We start from the raw sequence: 20,224 nt of genomic DNA on the forward strand, positions 1-20,224 counted from the left end.
ATGGTTGAACCTAATTTTCAAAAAAAGGAAACACGCTGATGCTTACAAAGGAAGATAATGAGCGCTTAGTGCGCGTGGGGCAGGGGACAGAGATGGGCCGGCTGATGCGGCTTTACTGGATTCCCTTTTTGCGCTCTTCAGATGTATTAACCAATGGACAACCTTATCGTGTCCGTCTTCTTGGAGAAGATCTGGTTGCGTTTCGTGACAGCCAGGGTCAGGTTGGTCTCATTGATCATGCCTGTCCACATCGTGGTGCGCCGTTGGTTTTCGGAAGAAACGAGCAGGAAGGTATTCGCTGCATTTATCACGGCTGGAAATTCGACGTAACCGGCAAGTGCAGGGAAATCCCGACAGAACCGTCCGAATCACCGATGGTAAACAAGGTGCGGGTGACTGCCTATCCGGTTCGGGAACGCAATGGCATTCTTTGGACATACATGGGACCGGACGTCGACGCATTGCCGCCCTTGCCGAATATTGAATGGAATCTGGTTCCCGAAGACCAGGTGGTCGTAACATTACGTGTCCAGGAATGCAATTGGCTTCAGGCACTGGAAGGAGAAATTGATTCAGCTCACGCAGCAATTCTGCATGGCAGGGTAGACAATTCAGGGACGATTAACCAGTGGAAGCAGGGCCAGGACAAGGCCCCGACGTTCGAATGTGCCCAGCATGATTCCGGTTTAAGTATTGCCTCCCGCAGAAAAATAGGGGAAAACCGAAATTACATACGTGTCAACCAATACATGATGCCTTTCTGGACACTTGTACCGCCCCAGTCCCAATATCCTGAACTCAGCGGCCATGCCTGGGTTCCGATAGATGATGAACATACACTTTGTCTGATGTTCTCGTATCACCCTTCAGAACCCTTCTACGAAAAAACCAAAAAACTATTCCGCGATGGTCATGCCGGCAGAGAAACCGGGCACGCATCAGAGGATTCATTCGAGCTACGGGCAATCACAGAACCTTATCACACTTGCTGGAGTAAATTTAATCGCGGCAATGCCTATCTGTTCGATTATCAAATCCAGGTCGAGAAATATAACGCGGGCCTGCCCGGGCTCTGGGTGCAGGACGCGGCATGCCAGTCTGGTGTCTCACCTATTTATGACCGTACGAAAGAGCATTTGGGAACGAGCGATAGCGGCATCGTGCGGGTTCGCAGACTACTGCTGAATACGCTGAAAGCGATTACGGCAGATGAACAGGTTAGACCCCGCTCGGTGGTGGATCCTGATCAGCTCATGCACCGTGCTGTTTCCATCACGATTCCTGCCGATACTGATTGGATGGTCGCCGGCAAAGAGTATATGCATGCACGCCTGGGAGACAGTTTCGGTTACGAGCCGTGACGGCCCGCAAGCAGCACGAGTTTTGATCAATGTCGTTATTAATGTTTACTGATACCTGAAAAACACAACGAGGAGACTGAATATGTCCTGTTTTAACATTGGATGGCGCTATGCGGTGTGCGCTATCGGCTTGTCAATCGCAGTAACCGCTGGTGCCGAAGACTTCCCTTCCAGGCAAATTCAAATTATCGTGCCCTATGCGGCGGGCGGTTCTACCGATCAACTGGCGCGATCAATCCAGGAGCCAATGAGCCAGGATCTCGGCCAGCCTGTCATCATTATCAACAAACCCGGTGCGGCCGGTACTATCGGTGTCGATTACGTAGCCCGGGCCAAGCCTGATGGCTACACATTGGTGTTCGGCAATACCGGGCCAAACGCGATCGTGCAACTGACGCGGGAGATACCCTACGATCCTCTGACAGACTTGCGTCCGATTTCTACGGTTGCATTGACACCCATGATCTTGGCGGTGCCTGCCAAGAGTCCCGCAAAAACACTCAAAGAATTTATCGCCTACGCAAAAAAGGAAGGCAATTCACTGAGTTTTGGCTCCACAGGGAACGGCGGCATTTCTCATTTTTCCGGGATATCTTTCAACAATATGGCTCACGTGAAGATGGTCCATATTCCCTATAACGGCGGTGCGCCAATGCTGCCTGCATTTGGTGGCGGACAACTGGATGCAGCGTTTCTGACCGGTCTTGACGGTACCACCATGTTGTCCTCCGGGTTGATACGCTATCTGGCGGTGGCGACAGAGAAACCGACAGACGTCGCCCCCGGACTGCAAACCATCGATAAGGATGTTCCCGGTTTTAAAAGTGTGGCATGGTTTGGCGTGCTTGCGCCAAAAGGCACTCCCGATAATGTCGTCGACCGAATCAATCAGGCAATAAAAAAGGCTGTCGCAACGCCGGAAGTCAAAAAACTGTTCACCAGCAGGTGGGTGGAACCTCACAGCAGTACGCCGCAAGAAATGGCTGACATTATAAAAAAGGAGGTGGCGCAATGGCAGCCGGTAGCCAAGGAAGTGCGCGGCCAATGAGGAATCAAATGTGCAATATAGTAAAACAATGAAGGAATATCCTGATGCTTGACAATCTGGAAACTGATTTTCCGCAGTACGAGCCCCGGCCCGACGCAGCACCGCTTGCTTTGGGAGGAATACGCGTCGTGGACTTTACGCATTTCATCGCCGGTCCATTTGCAACAATGATCCTGGCCGATATGGGGGCAGACGTCATCAAAATCGAAGCTCCCGAACGCGGAGATGATTTTCGGCAATACCCGCCATTTAATAAGGAACTGGGTTTGGCCGCACCGTTTTTATGGAGTAATCGGAATAAGCGTAGTTTGGCGATTGACCTGAAATCGGCTGAAGGGCTTGCGATTGTACGTGAACTCATCGCCTCGGCCGACGTTGTCGTCGAAAATTTTTCTACCGGGGTGATGAAGCGTCTTGGCCTGGATTATCAAACCTGCAGTCAGAACAATCCGAAGTTGATCTATTGTTCTATTTCCGCTTACGGGCGCGAAGGATCTTTTTCGGATCGTCTGGGTTTCGATCCGATTGCACAAGCTGAAAGCGGTTTTATTTCCATGAATGGCTATGCGGATCGCGAAGGAGTCAGGGCTTTGTCTCCGGTCATGGATATCAGTACGGCCATGATGGCCTGCAATGCCATTTTAGGTGCACTGGTGGCCCGGTCCCGGCTTGGCAAAGGCCAGGAAGTGGAAGTGTCTTTATTTGACAATGCGATCCTGATGACCGGATACGCCACGCTGCAGCACTTGTTTACAGGTACGGAACATAGCCGTCATGGCAACATCAGTCCTGATACCTGCCCGTCCGGGGCGTTTCGGGCAAAAGACCGGACGTTCTATATCAACTGTGGAAGCAATAAAATATTCCAGCGCTTGATGACACAAGTGATAGAGCGCCCCGAGGTCGCCGACGATCCGGACTATGCGACAGGAACACAGCGATCCAAACGGCGCGAAGCATTATTTTCTCTGCTGAATGATGCCTTTTCCCGGCAGCCGTGGTCATATTGGCAAAACCGCATGCGCCAGGCCGGCGTGCCATGTGGTCTGGTTCGGACGGTAGGCGAGGCGATACGTTCCGATGAAGCACTGGAGCGCAAGATTGTTACCCGGATACAGGATAAGGATGGGAAATGGCGTCCCAATGTGGCGATGCCAATTCGCTATGCCGACACCCCGTTGGCCGATCCGGTAACCGCGCCCACCGTCGGCGAGCACACAAGACAAATTCTGCATGACGTATTGGGCTACGATGAAGATCGCATAATGGCGCTCGTTGAAAAAGGCATCTTTGGTAGTTCAGGCAACCTCTTTGCAGCTGAAGTGTCATCATGAAATCAAAAACGTTGAGAGGTCAAGTCGCGGTTGCCGGCATCGGGGAGTCTGACTATTACCGTCATGGTCAATCACCGGATTCTGAATTCAAACTCGCATTACAGGCCATTCTGGCTGCATGCGACGATGCGGGGATACCGCCGGCACAAATAGACGGATTTGCCTCGTTTAGCGACGATCGGAATGATGCGTCACGGCTGGCTGCAGCGCTTGGCATTCGTCAATTGCGGTCAGCCACCATGCAGTGGGGCGGCGGCGGCGGGGGATGTTGTGCTGCCGTTGCCAACGGAGCGGCCGCCATTCACGCCGGAATGGCAGAGTGTGTGGTTGTGTTCCGTTCTCTCGCGCAAGGACAGTTCGGACGTTTCGGGCGAACAACGGGGATCAATACGATATCAGGAGAGAAAGCGTATCTCATGCCTTATGGTGTGCTGGCGCCGCCACAACGATTTGCGATGCGCGTACGCCGTTTCATGCACGAACATGGTGTCAGACAAGAGGCGATGCGTGCCATTGCAATGGCCTCTTACTATCATGCACAGGCAAATCCGCGGGCGGTGATGCACGGCAAACCCTTGGATGAGGAGCGTTATGATCAGTCCCGCTGGGTTGTCGAACCTTTTCATTTGTATGATTGCTGTATGGAGAACGATGGCGCAGCGGCGATTATCCTGGTTAGTCAGGAACGTGCCAGGGATTTCAAAAGTAAACCGGTCTACGTTCTGGGGGCAGCAGCGGGCTCCGGTTTCCGAGCGGGCGCAGATCCTCACAATTCTCCCGACTATGCCAGTGCAAACTTCGGGACACTGGCGCCGGATCTGTTTCGCATGGCGGGTATTGGACCTCGGGATGTCGGCGTAGTCCAAAGTTATGAAAATTTCACCGGAGGTGTACTCATGACGCTGGTGGAGCATGGACTTGTCGACGCGCAGGACATAAATCAATTCTTTACATTGGACAATCTGATAGCCCCATCTGGAAAACTTCCTCTTAACACCAGTGGAGGAAATTTGGCGGAATGTTATGTACACGGCATGGAACTGGTCATCGAAGCGGTACGACAGGTACGCGGTACGTCCAGCAGTCAGGCGGACAAAAGTGATATTGCACTGGTGGCCGGCGGGCCCATGGTCACGCCGGCAAGCAACTTGTTATTGGGATCGGAGAGTGTACTGTGAGCATAAAAGTCGCAAATAATTATTACCTGCCTGCCGGCCTTCCCATACCGGTGCCGGAATCAGACGGGTTATCAGAACCGTTCTGGTCCGGACTCAAAATGCAGCGGCTGCGAGTCCAACATTGTTCATATTGCCAAACCTGGCAATTTGGGCCAGAGTGGCTGTGTCATCATTGTCACCGCTTCGACCCCGAATGGGAAGAGATCGAGCCAAAAGGGATAATCTACAGTTGGGAGCGGGTATGGCACCCGTCTCATGATGCCCTGAAAGGTCACGGCCCCTATATTGCTGTGTTGGTTGAATTGCCGCATGCGGGAAACGTTCGTGTCGTCGGAAATCTGCTAGGCGATCCAATGCAGGAAGTCATTATTGGCGCTGAAGTTGCAGGTATATTTGAACATCATTTGGATGCCGAATCGCCCTATACGCTTTTGCAATGGCAACTTAAGGCGGATTAGCCCTATGGTCGTCAACAGGAGTGTGCAGACAGAGAAAAAAGATGTCTCTGATCTCATTGTTATCGGTGCCGGAGCCGGGGGAATGACAACCGCATTGGTTGCTGCGCTGCAAGGCTTAAGCGTTACGCTGTGCGAAGCGACTGAGCAGGTTGGTGGCACCACGGCAACGTCTGCCGGTACGATCTGGATTCCAGGCAATCATCAGAGTAAGGAAATCGGGCTGGATGATTCCCTTGAAAACGGGCGCGTGTATCTGGACGCGATACTCGGCAAAGAGGACCCGCATGGACGACGCAGTGCTTACCTGGGTACGGCTGACGAAGCGATTGCTTTTCTCGAATCACGCTCGGAGATCAAGTTTGTGCCTGCAGGGATCCATCCTGATTATCTTCAATTCCCTGGAGCTGCAGTATCCGGTCGAGCGCTCGGACCTGCCGAGTTCGACGGCCGGCGTCTGGGGAGTGAGTTCAGGCGCATCAGACCACCTTTGCAGGATTTGATGATTCTGGGCGGGATGATGGCCGGAAAAGCCGACGTCAAGGCGCTTATAGGGCGCTATCGCAATTGGAATAATTTCTTTCATTCCGCAAAAATTCTGGCCCGGTACGGGCAGGATCGTTTGAGTTACAGACGAGGCACCCGGTTAGTCCTGGGCAACGCCCTGATTGCCCGTCTGTATTACAGCCTGCGTCAGGCAGGTGTGATCGTTCGGTTCAACACCGAATTATGCGATCTTGTGCGCGACAGAGGCAGGGTGACCGGCGCGCTCGTAAATGAAGGCGGCACGCGTCTGCTGTTGCATACCCGCCTGGGCGTAGTGCTGGCTACGGGCGGAATCGGTCATAATCGCACATTGCGCAGCAGCCTCTGGTCAAATAATGCGTCTTTTCCTTCACTTGCATTTGAAAGAAATCGTGGCGATGGCATTGTCGCCGCGCAAAGGGCGGGAGCAGTCCTGGATCGGCACAAGGACAGTTTTTTCTGGCAACCGGTATCCCGGATACCGGAAAAAGGAGGCAGTGAGAGGCTGTTTCCTCATCTTTATCTGGACCGGACCAAACCGGGTATCATCGCCGTGGACGGTACAGGTAACAGGTTCGCCAATGAGGCAGCGTCCTATCATCATTTTGTTGAAGCGATGTGGGCCCGCAATGGCTCGGACAACGCAATTCCTTGTTACTTCATTTGTGATTCGCTGTTCGTTCGTTCCTACGGCCTGGGTATCATTGCACCAGGCACTCGATTTTTTCAGAGATACGAGGAGTCTGGCTATATTAAGACAGATCCTACTCTTGCTGGTTTGGCAAAGAAAATTGGCGTTGAGCCCCAGAGTCTTCTACTGAGCGTCAAAAAAAATAATCAATACGCGCTGACAGGGCATGATGCGGACTTTGGACAGGGCAGTACATTGCTGAATACTTTTAACGGTGACCCGGGTCATAAACCTAATCCGTGCCTGGGCCAGATTTCGGCTCCCCCTTTTTTCGCGCTGGCAATCTGGCCCGCCGATGCAGCCAGCAGCACCGGGCTGGCCACCGATGCGGATGGCGTCGTCCTGGATGAAAATGGGTCCCGGATATGCGGATTGTATGCCTGTGGCAATGATATGGCTTCAATAATGAATGGGGCGTATCCTGGGCCCGGTATCACTATCGGCCCTGCGATGGTTTTTGGTTACAGAATAGCACTTCACGCCAAAAGGATGTTAAGCCGGTCCCAAGAACACTTAGCCATGAGGAATTTTCATGAATCAAAATAACCGGAAAGCCAATAAAACGGACGGACATTCTGGGCCGCTAAGCGGACTCAGAGTCGTCGAATTTGCGGGTTTGGGCCCAGGACCATTCGCATGCATGCTGCTATCGGATATGGGCGCCGATGTGGTGACAGTCGACCGAATCGGAAACCAGTTCGGCGACAAGAATAACATTGTGAATCGTGGACGTACGCTTGTTCATGCAAATCTGAAGGATCCTGCTTCCCGTGAGCAAATTCTGGGTTTAATAAGGAATGCAGATGTTCTGGTAGAGGGATTTCGCCCAGGTATCATGGAACGCCTGGGGTTTGGCCCGGAAACGGTTTGGGAGGTCAATCGGAAGCTGATCTACGCCCGCATGACAGGGTGGGGGCAGAGCGGGCCATCGGCTAAAACTGCAGGCCACGATATCAATTATATTTCACTCACGGGTGCGCTGGATGCTATCGGACCAGCTGGCGGTCCCCCTGTGCCGCCGCTGAATCTTCTTGGCGATTATGGTGGAGGAGCGCTGTATCTGGTCGTGGGCATCCTTGCTGCCTTGCATGAGGTAAGAAATTCTGGCGCCGGCCAGGTGATAGACGCAGCCATTACCGATGGTACGCTATCAATGATGACGCATTTCGTGGCGGCTTCACTGAAAGGCACATTCGTTGAGCAACGAGGAAGTAACATGCTCGATGGCGGCGCACCGTATTATGGCGTATACGAAACAGCGGATAAGCGCCATATCAGCGTTGGGGCGATAGAGCCGCAATTTTTTGCAGAGTTGTGCAATCGTCTGGAATTAAAGGGCGATTGGCTCAGCGCCCAGAACGATCAGTCGCAATGGCCAGCCCTGCGAGCCGAACTTGCGCATATATTCAGTTCTCGCACCAGGGATGAATGGGCAGGAATTTTTGCAGAATCCGATGCGTGTGTTACGCCTGTCCTTTCGTTGAGCGAAGCGGCTTTACACTCACATAATACGGCACGGCAATCGTTTGTCACTATAAACGGCGTAACGCAGCCTGCGCCGGCGCCACGATTTTCCCGAACACCGTCAAAAATACAGGGGCCACCAGCGTCGCAACTTGCTTCTGTTGAAACAATCGTTGCCCGCTGGGGGTAACGGCTCTCCTTGGGATCATTCCTGACTAATCAGAAATGGCTCCAATGTCGAGATTGAACCGGCAGAATCCAACACTCAGATGACGGCACGAATTTCGCGTGCTGTATCTTGCAAGAGCGGCAATATGTGCTGGATTAAATATTTTTTCTTTGTTTTCGTTGTAGAAGAAACAATATTCAACGCCGCAATGACTTTCGCCGATTGCCCGTAAATAGGCACGGCCAGCGCGTGGACGCCCAATTCATGTTCTTCGCTTGAATAACACCAATCCTGCTCTTTGATATCATGCAGCTGCGCCAGAAAGGATGCATTGTCTACTTGGGTGAATTTGGTCATGCGCTGGAGCGGATAATGTTCCAGCCATTGGCGCTGCTCGTCGGCGCTCAAATGGGCAAGGAGGATTTTGCCTGCTGATGTCGTATGGGCTGGAAGACGATTGCCCAGTGTCAGGCCGTATGGGTTAACCCGATCAGTCTGTTGCGGTGCAGCGCTTCTGGCAATCGTGATTGCCTCGTACCCATCCAGCACCATCACAGAATAAATCAATGCGCTTTGATTTGTGAGCAGGTTCAGTAGGGGCTGCGATACTTTAGGCAGCGTTGCTCCCCCCATATACGAGCCCGAAAATCTCAATACTTTTGGGGTCAGATAGAAATAGTGCCCATCAGAGTCCAGATACCCCAAATATTCCAGCGTAAGTAAATGCCGCCTGGCCGCAGCGCGGGTCATACCGGTTTTTTCCGCTGCCATTGAGATATTCAGCCGGTGGCGATCAGATCCGAAACTATCGAGCACGGCCAGCCCTTTGGCCAGGCCCGCAATAAAGTCTTCATGCCGGATAGTTCTTTTATTCTGCGGGTTTTTAATCTGCTTTTTTTTGTCGGTGACGATTTCAGTTGTGATAGTCATAGTGGCTTTGCCAGAAACTCTTTATTTTGTTCGATATTACTACATGTTGTTCGATTATCGAACAAAAAGTGAAATATACCAGTAGATATTTCAATTGAAACAGCGACAATAATGGGTAAAGCATTTCAAATAGTATTTTCCGCCAGATGCTTATCGCGGTTGTGAGGAACTGAAATCATGAGTCAAATCTATGCAGGTTTGTTTTATCAGCGCCAGGTAACTGATATTTTCAGCGACCGATCGCTATTGCGATATTTGACGCGCGTGGAAGTGGCGCTTGCGAAGGCACAGGCCTCTGCAGGCGTCATTCCGCAGGCCGCAGCGATCGGCATCGAGAACAACTGCACTGAACAGGCCGTTGCGCAGATCGATCTGGAGGGACTGGCTGCTGAAAGCGGTTCCGCAGGCAATGTTGCCATTCCTTTTGTGAAGCGTCTGACCGCCATTGTCAGAGAGCAGGATGAGACTGCGTCGCGTTATGTTCACTGGGGTGCGACAAGCCAGGACGTGCTGGATACGGCGTGTATTCTGCAATGTCGTGACGCATTGGCGATTATCCAGGCGTTGCTCGAGCAGGCATACCAGACGGCACTGGTGCAGGCGCAGAACTACCGTGGGCATATCATGATGGGACGAACCTGGCTGCAACAGGCGTTACCCATTACCCTGGGTCATAAGTTCGCCCGGTGGGCAGCTGTCCTTCAACGTGATCTGGCTCGGCTGGAAAGCATGCAGTCAAGGTCTCTGACAGCGCAACTGGGGGGTGCGACGGGGTCACTCGCGTCGATGCAGAACGAAGGCTCGGCCGTGGTTCTGGCTTTTTCGCGCGAGCTGGATCTGGCTGCGCCGACATGCACCTGGCACGGAGAGCGTGACCGTATCGTGGAAATGGCTGGCGTGCTGGCGCTTGTTGTCGGCAATCTGGGCAACATGGCGCGGGACTGGTCACTTATGATGCAGACCGAAATTGGCGAGTTGTTCGAGCCAGCGGGCAAGGGGCGGGGAGGGTCTTCTACCATGCCTCATAAACGCAATCCTGTGGCCGCCGCCGCGGTGCTTGCGGCTGCCAATCGGGTGCCAGGCCTCATGGCCAGCCTGTACCATGGAATGGTGCTGGAGCATGAACGGGGTCTGGGCGGATGGCAAGCCGAGTGGCTATCGCTGCCCGAGATTTTTCAATTATGCGCGGGCGCTTTGGAGCGCACGGTGGACGTATTACAAGGCATGCAGGTCGATCCTGACGCCATGCGACGTAATATTGAATGCACAAATGGGCTGATCATGGCCGAAGCTGTGATGATGGCGCTGGCTCCGACAACAGGACGTCTCAATGCACATCATCTGGTGGAATCTGCATGCAAAATAGCTGTGCAAGAGAATCGACATCTGAAAGCGGTCATCAGCGACATGGATGAGATCAAACAAAAGTTTAGTGCCATGCAACTCGACAATATATTCCGGCCGGAAACCTATATCGGCAATATTCACGATCAGATTGATGCGGTGCTTGGCCAAGCCAGAAAAAGAGGGAAGCAATGACTATTGTGATTAGAAACCGCCAGGGTAAAAAACTGTCGGTAGAGATAACCGGTCCGGATGAGGCGCCGGTCGTCCTGTTTTCTAATTCCCTCGGGACAGACAAGGGAATGTGGGAGCCGCAGGTCAATGCCCTGAAAGCAGACTACCGGATTGTGACTTATGACGCGCGCGGGCATGGCGCCAGCCAGATTGTTGAAAATGCCAGCCTGGAGAATCTTGGCGCCGATGCAATCGATATTCTGGATGGTCTTTCAATCGCAAAAGCCCATTTCTGTGGTATTTCGATGGGTGGTCTGACCGGGCTCTGGCTGGGCATTCACCACCCGGACCGGTTCCATAGCGTAACAATCGCCAATGCGGCAGCCAGAATCGGCGTTCCGGTCGCGTGGCAGGAGCGCGCTGAAACGGTGACCGGCCATGGCCTTGCTCCCGTGGTATCGGGCACGCCCGCACGCTGGTTCAGTGACGATTTTGATTACAAGCAAGATGCGCTCGCGATGCGCACTATCCAGTCGCTGGCCGATACGTCGCCCCAGGGGTATGCCGCTGCCTGCCGGGCGCTGGCAGGCGCCGATTTGCGTGAACAGATAAGACAGATTCCCATTCCTGTCCTGATAATCGTGGGTACGCGCGATCCGGTGACGACTGTTGCTGACGGTCAGTTCATGCAGGCGCATATTCCAGACAGCAAACTTTCAGAGCTGGCGGCTTCTCATTTGTCCAACATCGAACAGCCAGCGGCGTTTAGTCAGGAGCTAAGGCATTTTATCGAATCGCTGGTATAGGCTGTGCGTCGGCAGACGATGCATTTTTCAGTGGCGCGAGCGCGCTTTGCAGGATGAAGTAATTTTACCTTCGGGTATTTGTCCATTCGTCGCGAGCGCCATGCAATTTAAACGAGGTTTTATTATGGATGACAAAGAACGTTACCAACAAGGCATAAAGGTGCGCACTGAGGTATTGGGCGAGAAACACGTCAATGCCTCGCTCACCAAACTCAATGAGTTCAATACCGACTTCCAGGATTTTATTAGTCGCTACGCCTGGGGGGAGGTCTGGTCTCGCCCGGGTTTGAGCCGGCACACACGCAGCCTCGTCACCATGGCGATTCTGCTGTCTCTGGGACGCGAGGCGGAGCTTCGCATGCATATCCGGGCCTGTTTCAATAACGGCGTGACCAGGGATGAACTGAAAGAGCTATTTCTGCATTGCTCCTTATACGCGGGGCTGCCGGCGTCAAATGCCGCCATGCATATGGCCGAAGAAATACTTGCAGAACTGAATTTGAATTCGAGTAATAACGAGTGATGGGTTTTCCCGCCCCGGAAGGAGAAAATATGTACAAAGCCAGTTTGGGTGCTTACGCCCAGCGCAATACCGATGATCATCCGCCCGCATACACCCCTGGGTATAAAACCAGTGTTCTGCGTTCGCCAAAAAACGCCCTGATTTCCATTGCGCAAACCTTGACCGAAGTGACATCACCGCATTTCAGAGAAGACCAATTGGGACCCAAGGACAATGATCTGATTCTCAATAGTGCAAAGGATGGCACGCCGATAGGCGAGCGCATTATCATTCACGGTTATGTGCATGACCAGTTTGGCCGTCCCGTTAAAAATGCATTGCTGGAAGTATGGCAGGCGAACGCATCGGGTCGTTATCGACATCCTAATGATCAGTACATTGGCACCCTGGATCCAAATTTTGGCGGCTGTGGGCGCATGCTGACCGATGAAAACGGGTTTTATGTCTTCAGGACCATCAGGCCGGGCCCTTACCCGTGGCGTAACCGGATAAACGAATGGAGACCCGCGCACATTCATTTTTCCGTTATCGCTGATGGGTGGGCGCAGCGCCTGATTTCCCAGTTGTATTTCGAAGGTGATACGTTGATTGACTCTTGTCCCATATTGAAGACTGTTCCTTCGGATGAGCAGCGTCGAGCCTTGATTGCGCTGGAGGATAAGACCAATTTCATAGAGGCGGACAGCCGCTGTTATCGTTTTGATATTCATTTGCGCGGGCGGCGCGCGACGTATTTTGAAAACGATTTGACTTGATGAGGGAAGAACAGGCTATGAAAAACCAGGCATTTGATGAATGGCGCGAAACCCCGTCGCAGACAGGGGGACCTTATGTCCATATCGGGCTCTTGCCGAAGCAGGCGGATATCGATGTATTTGAACACAATTTTGGCAACTCGCTGGTCGACGACAAAACCGAAGGCCAACGGATCCGCCTGGAAGGTCAGGTATTTGACGGACTAGGCATACCGCTGCGCGATGTGTTGATCGAAATATGGCAGGCCGACGCCAATGGCGTCTATGCAGGCAATGCAGATCCACAAGGCACAAGCGCAGATTCCGGGTTTTCGGGATGGGGCCGGGCAGCGGCGGATTTTGGCACTGGATTCTGGCATTTCGATACGATCAAGCCAGGCTGCGTCCCGGGCCGAAAAGGTAGCACACAGGCACCGCATATCGCATTGGTCGTCTTTGCCAGAGGCGTGAATATCGGTCTGAATACGCGCGTTTACTTCGATGACGAAACCGATGCGAATGCGAAAGATCCCGTCCTGAACAGCATTGAATGGGTAAAGCGGCGGGAAACACTGATCGCCAGACGGGAAGATCGCGATGGGGAACGGATATATCGATTCGATATTCGTATTCAGGGGGAGGACGAAACGGTATTCTTTGATATTTAATAATGCACGATGCCACGGTAACGATCTGTCTTGATCGTTGCCGTCGGCCTTGCGAATACCGATTCTGCCTGGATATCTTGTTTCATCGGTGTGACATGCACGCAGTGATGGGCAAGTTCAAATGTCGATTGCTATGTCGATTCGGATGTTGCTGCAGGCTCGGCGTTGAGCCCGATTTCAGCAGTGGAAACGAAGGCATCGCAATAAAACGCGTCACGATCCAGGCCGCGCTCGTATACAAAATCCTGACGGGCGGCACTGATCATGCCGGGCGCGCCACAGGCATAAACTTCAAAATGTGCGAGCGTGGGTATGTCGTCCATTGCGGCCTGATGTACAAAACCAGTACGTCCTTGCCATTGTTCCGCAGATCCCGGTTCCGACAATACGGGTACAAAACTGAACCAGGGCAGTTGGGCTTCCCACTTGCGTGGCAGTTCAATCCGATACAAGTCCTCGGCGCGTCGCGCGCCCCAATACAAAACCATCGGTCGGGCGAGCTTGCGCCTGACGGCGTCTTCCACAATCGACTTGATCGGAGCAAACCCGGTTCCGCTGGCCAGCAGCACGATAGGCTTATCGTGCTCTTCGCGCAGGTAGAATTCACCGAAAGGCATGGAAAGCTCAAGAAAATCGCCCTCAGCAAGCGCGCCGACAACCTCTTGCGAAAAACGACCTCCGGGAACCTGGCGTATATGCAACTCGACACCGTCGTTCTGATGGGGTGGATTCGCCATGGAAAAATGACGCAGGCTGCCGTCTGCCAAGCGGATACTCAGGTACTGTCCTGCCTTGAATTTCACTCTGGTGCCAGCCGGGAAACGCAATTGCAGCACCGTTACGTCTTCTGCGGCCTGCAGCTTGCGGTAGACTCTGGCCATGACAGTCTTGATTGCGCTGCGATCTATGGGTTTGATTTCACGGACGGCAATCATCAAGTCCGAACGGGGTTTTGCCTGGCACAGCAATACATGGCCCTCCCGCCGCTCCTGTTCGGATAAGCCTGCGCCAGTATCGCCCTGTACTTCACCGGAAACAAGGCGGCAGCGGCAACTGCCGCAAATGCCGGTGCGGCAGGAATAGGGAAGCTCGTAGCCGGCCGCAATTGCACTGTCGAGTACTGTCCTGCCGGCTTCGCCGTTAAATGCGACGTCGTGGTCCATGACCTGAATAGTATGAGACATCTTCTCTGTGATCCTTTATCTTGCTTGTTTATGCAGATATGCCTGCCAGCATCCTGACGGTACGGATTGTTGCAGCCGGGTCGGCCACGTTGCTGCCCGCGATATCGTATGCACACCCATGCCCCACGCTGCTGAACAGAACGGGGGAGCCGACCGAAAGTGCGCTGGCCGTCAGGGGACTCAGCAATTTGATGGGAATATGTCCCTGATCGTGGTACATGGCAAGATAGACGTCATTCCCGCGTTGCGACAGCATGACATCGGCGCCGGCGGGGCCCTCGACGCGATAACCCATGGCGCGCAAACGTGCTACGGCCGGCATGGTAATGCGCTGGTCATCATCACCGAACAGACCATTTTCCCCGGCATGCGGATTAATTCCGAATACGCCAAGCTGCGGCTGGGCAATGCCCAGCGCCCGCGTGGCTTCGATGACCGCCACGGCAGCATTAACGACACGCTCTGGCGTAATACGATCCAGCGCATCATGCAGTCGCTCGTGCAAAGTCACGTGACCGATGCGCAATTCCGGCGAGACGAGCAAAAGGAATACATTCGCCGCAGGTATGCCCGTGAGGGTTGCGATCAGGCCTGGATATCCTGAAAATTCGATCCCTGCCAGATGAATCGATGTTTCGGAGTGCGGGCAGCCAATAACGGCGTCGACGATCGCCTGATCTGCCAGTTCGACAGCGGCACGTACATATGCGATGGTTGCCGCACCCGCCGGCGCTCGCGTCTCGCCTGGTCGAAATTGGTCGACGGGTAGCGCCGGCACATCGACAAACCGGATATCGTTCGGCAGTTTCGCTGTATCCGGACTGAATGGCCGCAATCGCGACCGGGGCGCAATGCGTTCGAGATAGTGCTCCAGGACGAACCGGTCGCCCACCAGAACCAGGTCGACATTGCTATCCTGCAATGCGATTGAGGCTTTGATGGCAATCTCGGGTCCGATTCCGTTGGGTTCGCCAATGGCCACTGCAATTCGTTTTGCAACACCTTCAGTCATAACGGAATCACTAGTAATGTATCGATATTGCAGCTGTCGCAGACTACGACCCGTTCGGCAAACTTAAGCGGGTGGTCGGGTTGTGCGACGATGCAATCAATATAGCGTCCCGTGGCAAACACTTCTGTGCCGCCGTCGCGCATGATCCGCGCCACAATGAACGGGCTTTCTGCTTTTGCGGTATCGCCTTTCTGTTCCAGCAGCACCGGCGCACCGATAATATGACGGTAGCGCTGTTCTTCATAGATGTTGGCATCGCGCATGGCCATAACGCGATCCTGAAGCATTGCACGGGTATCTGCGTAAACGATGCCGGCTTGCAGGGCAGCTGCGTAATTGTCAGCGGTAGTCACCAAATAAAGACATTGGTCAAGGAAGAAATCGCCCAGTTGCTCCAGCTCATCATTGTCGATACACCGGGCATAGGCTGCATTCAGGGCAATCAGGCGCTCTTGGGTAAACACGCTCATCTTTTTCAAATCTCCATGTAGCTGCGATAGGCATTCCAGAAACCCCGCACCGACGCTTCAGTCGTGCGGTTATCCTGCGTTTCGATACTGTCTCCTCCCATCTCCAGAATGGCATTTTCATTCTTCGCGCCCGCAATTCCGCGCTGAACAAAACCGCCGACTGCGCCGTCTTCCATGGATATGAAGCCCGCCGGACCGGTCAGGTTCAATTGCTTGAGTCGCATCCGGCGCAATTGCGGGGAGTCATCTGCGAAGCCGATATACGTCCAGTTCAAAACCGTCTTGTCGGTACCCACGGGCAGGATTTGCCGGATTGCGAGTGTGTTCTGGATCTGCGCAATGACGAATCCGGGAAACACTGACAGAATTTGCAGTGTAATACCGTCTCCGAACTCATCGCAGCCATCAAGCAGGGTCGGATCGGCCAGCGCATATCCTTCTTTGTCGGAGCGCAGTTTTTCCGCGTTGTACTCGCTGCTTTCCTGTGCCTGATGATCGACTTTGGACCAGCTGATATGGTGAGCCCCTGTTTCGCTGATGATCACGCCACCTTTCTGCGACAGGCGGTTGATTCGGAATGTCGTGAAGAACACATGCAGCAGGCTGGCGTGATAACTGTCCTTCACATTCTCCATGTACAGCTTCCAGTTATTCGGAATGGTTTGCTTGAAGCGTCCCAGGACCTCTACAGGTTTGGGTAGTACGCGTTCGATTTTTTCCAGTACCGCATCTCCAAGGTATTCTTCGATTGACGGCACGTCTTCATCGAAGCTGCCGAACACCAGGCCGGCTACCGTTGCGGTACGCAATTTGCGCGGGCCGTGGTGTTCCTTGCAGAAGTCGGGTGGCATGCCGCCCATGCCGTTCACGCCTTGCTCGAATGCGACGCCTTTCAGATTGCCTTGCAAATCATAGCGCCATGCATGATAGACACAGGTAAAGTCCTGCGCCTTGCCGCTGTCTTTCAATGCGATCAGCGAGCCGCGGTGCGCGCAGCGATTTTCGAACGACTGCACCTGGTCTTCATCGTCTCGCACAACGATGACCGGCGTCTCTCCAACAAACGTGGTGCGATAGTCCCCGGGCTCGGGGATGTCCGCTTCCAGACACAGATAGTTCCAGGTCGGGCCCTGAAATAAACGCTGTTGTTCCGTGCGATAGATCGGCTGGTCGCTATATAACCAGTATGGGACCTGAGTCAGCCCGGGTTCCCACGTGCGTTCGATGCCGCGCATATCGTTAAGTTTCATTTCCACAATTTACTCCTCTTGCAGACAAGATCTGTTTTTAATTCGGCTGGACGCCAGCCTGCTCGATCACTTTTTTCCAGCGGACACGCTCGGCGGCAATGAACTCACCCGTTTCCTTTGGTGATTGGCCGACGACTTCAGCTCCCTGGCCAAGAAATTGCTTCTTCACATCCGGCATGTTCAGGATGTCGACGATAGCGGTATTGAGCTTCTGGATGATTTCGTCAGCTGTCCCGGGTGGGGCCGCTGCGGCAAACCATGTCGTGGCGCTGAAACCGGGCAAGCCGCTTTCCGAAATGGTCGGCACATCAGGTAGCAATGGGCTGCGATTGGTCCCGGCGACGGCCAGTATTTTGGTCTTGCCTGCGCTGTGATAGGAGTGCATGGAACTGATGTTGTCAAAGAACACATCCACTTGGCCACCTACCAGATCCGTGAGCGCGGGTGCGGTGCCGCGATAGGGCACAAAAGTAAACTTCGCGCCTGCCTGCTCGGCAAACATGGCGGCGGTCAGGTGTGATGTGGTGCCATTGCCCTGCGTCGCCACATTGACGCTTCCGCCTTTCTCCCGGGCATATTTGATGAACGCCTGGGTTGATGCCACAGGCAGGCTGCTTTTTACAGCCAGGACGTTTGGTACAGACGCCAGCACTGTGATCAACTCGAAATCTTCAGGGTCGAATGGCAGGTCTTTGTAAAGCTTTTTATTGATAGCCAACGGCGCCGGTGGTGTCACAAGCAGGGTGTAGCCGTCAGGCGTCGCTTTCGCAACATAATCGGTGCCGATATTGCCGCCGGCGCCGGTCCGATTTTGAATGACCACAGGCTGCCCCCATTTCTCGGACAACTTCTGCGCAACGATGCGGGGCAGCACGTCGGCAGTGCCGCCGGCAGGAAATGGGACGACGATTGTGATCGGCTTGCTGGGATAGCTGTCCGCCGGACTGGCTATCCCGGCACTACAGGTGCCGATAAGCACGCTCGCCAGCAATGGGCGGCAAAAAATACGAGGGTTCATTTCAATATCTCTTACTTGGTATGGAAGGGGCTTCTGTCGATACGCCTGGAAGAAGGACTGGACAGGAATCCTAGGTTTAACTTTGACCTTCGTCAACAAAATACGATAATATGTGCGCATATCGCACAAATAAATCCAATGTTTTCAGAGAGTGACTATGACTGTCCCTATAGATAAAGACTATGTTGCCGGCCTGGAAAAAGGCCTCGCAATCATCGAAGCTTTTGGTCTTCGCCATGGTCCTCTGACCCTCAGCGAGGCAGCCGACATCACCGGCCACTCGCGCGCTGCAGCACGTCGCTCAATGCTGACTTTGCAAAAACTGGGATATGTAGAATCCGATGGGCGCTATTTCCGGCTTGCGCCGCGAACGCTAAGATTGGGACATGCGTATGTGACTTCCAATTCGCTGTCGAAACAGGTTCAACCGATTCTCGAATCGCTGAGCGAACGTACTCAGGAATCCAGTTCGTTCGCAGTGCAGGACAACACAGATGTGGTATTTGTCGCGCGTGCCGCTACGCGTCGCAGCTTGTCGAATGGTCTGGGCCAGGGTTCACGCTTGCCTGCTCATTGCGCAGCGACCGGCCGCGTCATGCTGGCAGCGCTGCCCGCACAAGAGGCTGAATTATTATTGAATCGAATGCAACGCCAGAAATTGACGCCGCATACGCGTACCGAGATCCCGGCGCTGATGGCGCTGCTTGACGAAGTAAGTGCTTTAGGCTATGCGATCAGTAATGAAGAAATCGAGCTCGGGGTACGTTCGATTGCGATACCGATCCGCGATAGCACGGGCAAAACCGTCGCTGCCATGAGTCTGGTGGCGTCAACCTCACGCCACTCTTTGGAAAGCATGATTGCCGATTTGCTGCCTGAGCTGGGAAGCGCCCGGCAAAGACTTGGTACATTTTTGTAAACCTGCCGAATTCACATTTCCAGAAACAACTCGGCCAGGGTAGAGCGCAGCCAGCGGTTTCCCGGATCCTGATGATATCGTTCATGCCAATGCTGCTTGATTGAAAAATCGGGAAAGCGATAGGGTGGAATGAGTATCTTGACATGTGCTATTTTGGCCAGTGTTTGAGCCACCCGTTCAGGAACTGTCGCGATGAGGTCCGTATTGGCGAGCAGGTTGCCGACGCCGGGCAGCGTAGGCAACGAAAGCGCGACTTTACGTTGCATTCCCTGGCGTTTGAGCTCATGCTCGACGATCTCGTTTCCTGTGCCGGGAGCGATGAGCACAACATGCCTTTCACTTTTGAATCTGTTCTCCGTCAGTTTTCTGTCGATGCGCGGATGATCACGCCGTATTACACAGGCAAATCCGTCCTTGAATAATTTCTGTTGATAAAAGCCCGCTTCGAGTTCCGGCATATACCCGATTGCAAGGTCGGCGTCTCCCGATTCCAGAAGTTTGCCTGTCTCGGACGTGATGCGCAGCACCTTGATTTGAGTATTGGGCGCTGTTTTCGCCAATTTGTTCATCATGGCAGGAAGAAACTCAAGATGGCTGATATCTGTCATCGCGATACGGAAAATACGGAATGAAGAGGCAGGATCGAACTTGACCTGTTGCTGTGTGGCCGATTGCAAGAGTTGCAGGGCCTGACGTAGCTGGGGGACGAGCAATGCCGCTCGCGGTGTCGGGACCATGCCATTGGCGGTTCGCACGAACAGCTGATCGTCGAATTGTCGACGGAGCCGCGCGAGCGCAAGGCTGACGGATGTCTGTGGAAGGCCCAGGTTTTCGCCGGCACGACTGACGCTGCGCGTTTTGTAGATCTCGTCAAATACGGCGAGAAGTTTCATGTCCATTATTCGATTTCCCGTTAGCGTGTATTGCCCATCATCGATCGACGCAATGATACTCCCTCCCTAAAATA

At 53.6% G+C, this 20,224-nt stretch carries 20 protein-coding genes; 13 read left to right on the forward strand and 7 right to left on the reverse strand.

What is annotated here, in order from left to right:
- Positions 1-38 precede the first annotated feature (38 nt).
- From W822_RS35215 to W822_RS35245, 7 genes are all read left to right on the forward strand, one after another.
- Positions 39-1,361, forward strand: coding sequence for a Rieske 2Fe-2S domain-containing protein (locus tag W822_RS35215; RefSeq protein WP_024005355.1), 1,323 nt, complete (start codon positions 39-41; stop codon positions 1,359-1,361).
- An 82-nt stretch (positions 1,362-1,443) separates the two neighbouring features.
- Positions 1,444-2,409, forward strand: a complete 966-nt coding sequence (locus tag W822_RS35220) for a Bug family tripartite tricarboxylate transporter substrate binding protein (RefSeq protein ID WP_024005356.1) — start codon at positions 1,444-1,446, stop codon at positions 2,407-2,409.
- Positions 2,410-2,453: 44 nt separating this feature from the next.
- Positions 2,454-3,743: a CaiB/BaiF CoA transferase family protein gene (locus tag W822_RS35225; RefSeq protein WP_024005357.1), complete on the forward strand. Its 1,290-nt coding sequence runs from the start codon at positions 2,454-2,456 to the stop codon at positions 3,741-3,743.
- Positions 3,740-4,921, forward strand: coding sequence for a thiolase C-terminal domain-containing protein (locus W822_RS35230; protein WP_024005358.1), 1,182 nt, complete (start codon positions 3,740-3,742; stop codon positions 4,919-4,921). The genes W822_RS35225 and W822_RS35230 overlap by 4 nt, the downstream gene beginning before the upstream one ends.
- Positions 4,918-5,379 carry a Zn-ribbon domain-containing OB-fold protein gene (locus W822_RS35235; RefSeq protein WP_024005359.1) on the forward strand — a complete coding sequence of 154 codons (462 nt, stop codon included), beginning with the start codon at positions 4,918-4,920 and terminating at the stop codon, positions 5,377-5,379. Before W822_RS35230 ends, W822_RS35235 begins: the two co-directional genes overlap by 4 nt.
- 4 nt (positions 5,380-5,383) lie before the next feature.
- A complete protein-coding gene (locus W822_RS35240; protein WP_024005360.1) occupies positions 5,384-7,138 on the forward strand; it encodes an FAD-dependent oxidoreductase in 1,755 nt (584 codons plus the stop codon).
- Positions 7,125-8,246, forward strand: coding sequence for a CaiB/BaiF CoA transferase family protein (locus tag W822_RS35245; RefSeq protein ID WP_024005361.1), 1,122 nt, complete (start codon positions 7,125-7,127; stop codon positions 8,244-8,246). The genes W822_RS35240 and W822_RS35245 overlap by 14 nt, the downstream gene beginning before the upstream one ends.
- Before the next feature lie 75 nt (positions 8,247-8,321).
- On the opposite strand, the gene pcaU is transcribed toward W822_RS35245, so the two are convergent.
- A complete protein-coding gene (gene pcaU, locus W822_RS35250) occupies positions 8,322-9,155 on the reverse strand; it encodes an IclR family transcriptional regulator PcaU (RefSeq protein ID WP_024005362.1) in 834 nt (277 codons plus the stop codon).
- Between the two features lie 177 nt (positions 9,156-9,332).
- Between pcaU and pcaB the strand changes: the two genes are divergently transcribed.
- From pcaB to pcaG, 5 genes are all read left to right on the forward strand, one after another.
- Complete coding sequence (gene pcaB / locus W822_RS35255; protein ID WP_024005363.1) at positions 9,333-10,694, forward strand: 3-carboxy-cis,cis-muconate cycloisomerase; 1,362 nt, start codon at positions 9,333-9,335, stop codon at positions 10,692-10,694.
- Complete coding sequence (gene pcaD / locus W822_RS35260; RefSeq protein WP_024005364.1) at positions 10,691-11,479, forward strand: 3-oxoadipate enol-lactonase; 789 nt, start codon at positions 10,691-10,693, stop codon at positions 11,477-11,479. The genes pcaB and pcaD overlap by 4 nt, the downstream gene beginning before the upstream one ends.
- 124 nt (positions 11,480-11,603) lie before the next feature.
- On the forward strand, positions 11,604-12,002 hold the full coding sequence (gene pcaC, locus W822_RS35265; protein ID WP_024005365.1) for a 4-carboxymuconolactone decarboxylase: 399 nt from the start codon (positions 11,604-11,606) through the stop codon (positions 12,000-12,002).
- 29 nt (positions 12,003-12,031) lie between these two features.
- The gene (gene pcaH, locus W822_RS35270) at positions 12,032-12,757 is read left to right on the forward strand and encodes a protocatechuate 3,4-dioxygenase subunit beta (RefSeq protein ID WP_024005366.1); all 726 of its coding nucleotides are present in this window, start codon (positions 12,032-12,034) and stop codon (positions 12,755-12,757) included.
- 17 nt (positions 12,758-12,774) lie between these two features.
- Entirely contained in the window at positions 12,775-13,404 is a 630-nt protein-coding gene (pcaG, locus tag W822_RS35275) for a protocatechuate 3,4-dioxygenase subunit alpha (protein WP_024005367.1), read from the forward strand.
- 131 nt (positions 13,405-13,535) lie between these two features.
- Here the strand turns inward: pcaG and W822_RS35280 are convergent, their stop codons facing one another.
- From W822_RS35280 to W822_RS35300, 5 genes are read right to left on the reverse strand one after another with little or no spacing between them, the layout of a single operon-like run.
- A complete protein-coding gene (locus W822_RS35280) occupies positions 13,536-14,588 on the reverse strand; it encodes a CDP-6-deoxy-delta-3,4-glucoseen reductase (RefSeq protein WP_024005368.1) in 1,053 nt (350 codons plus the stop codon).
- 28 nt (positions 14,589-14,616) lie between these two features.
- Positions 14,617-15,600: a PdxA family dehydrogenase gene (locus W822_RS35285; RefSeq protein ID WP_024005369.1), complete on the reverse strand. Its 984-nt coding sequence runs from the start codon at positions 15,598-15,600 to the stop codon at positions 14,617-14,619.
- Positions 15,597-16,070, reverse strand: a complete 474-nt coding sequence (locus W822_RS35290) for an aromatic-ring-hydroxylating dioxygenase subunit beta (protein WP_024005370.1) — start codon at positions 16,068-16,070, stop codon at positions 15,597-15,599. Before W822_RS35290 ends, W822_RS35285 begins: the two co-directional genes overlap by 4 nt.
- 5 nt (positions 16,071-16,075) lie before the next feature.
- Positions 16,076-17,320: an aromatic ring-hydroxylating oxygenase subunit alpha gene (locus W822_RS35295; RefSeq protein ID WP_024005371.1), complete on the reverse strand. Its 1,245-nt coding sequence runs from the start codon at positions 17,318-17,320 to the stop codon at positions 16,076-16,078.
- 37 nt (positions 17,321-17,357) lie between these two features.
- Positions 17,358-18,338: a Bug family tripartite tricarboxylate transporter substrate binding protein gene (locus W822_RS35300; protein ID WP_024005372.1), complete on the reverse strand. Its 981-nt coding sequence runs from the start codon at positions 18,336-18,338 to the stop codon at positions 17,358-17,360.
- A gap of 157 nt (positions 18,339-18,495) precedes the next feature.
- On the opposite strand from W822_RS35300, the gene W822_RS35305 reads away from it, so the two are divergent.
- A complete protein-coding gene (locus tag W822_RS35305; protein ID WP_024005373.1) occupies positions 18,496-19,257 on the forward strand; it encodes an IclR family transcriptional regulator domain-containing protein in 762 nt (253 codons plus the stop codon).
- An 11-nt stretch (positions 19,258-19,268) separates the two neighbouring features.
- On the opposite strand, the gene W822_RS35310 is transcribed toward W822_RS35305, so the two are convergent.
- Entirely contained in the window at positions 19,269-20,156 is an 888-nt protein-coding gene (locus W822_RS35310) for a LysR family transcriptional regulator (protein ID WP_024005374.1), read from the reverse strand.
- Positions 20,157-20,224 lie beyond the last annotated feature (68 nt).

The sequence above is a fragment of the Advenella kashmirensis W13003 genome, from assembly GCF_000506985.1.
GTDB classification, from domain to species: domain Bacteria; phylum Pseudomonadota; class Gammaproteobacteria; order Burkholderiales; family Burkholderiaceae_B; genus Advenella; species Advenella kashmirensis_A.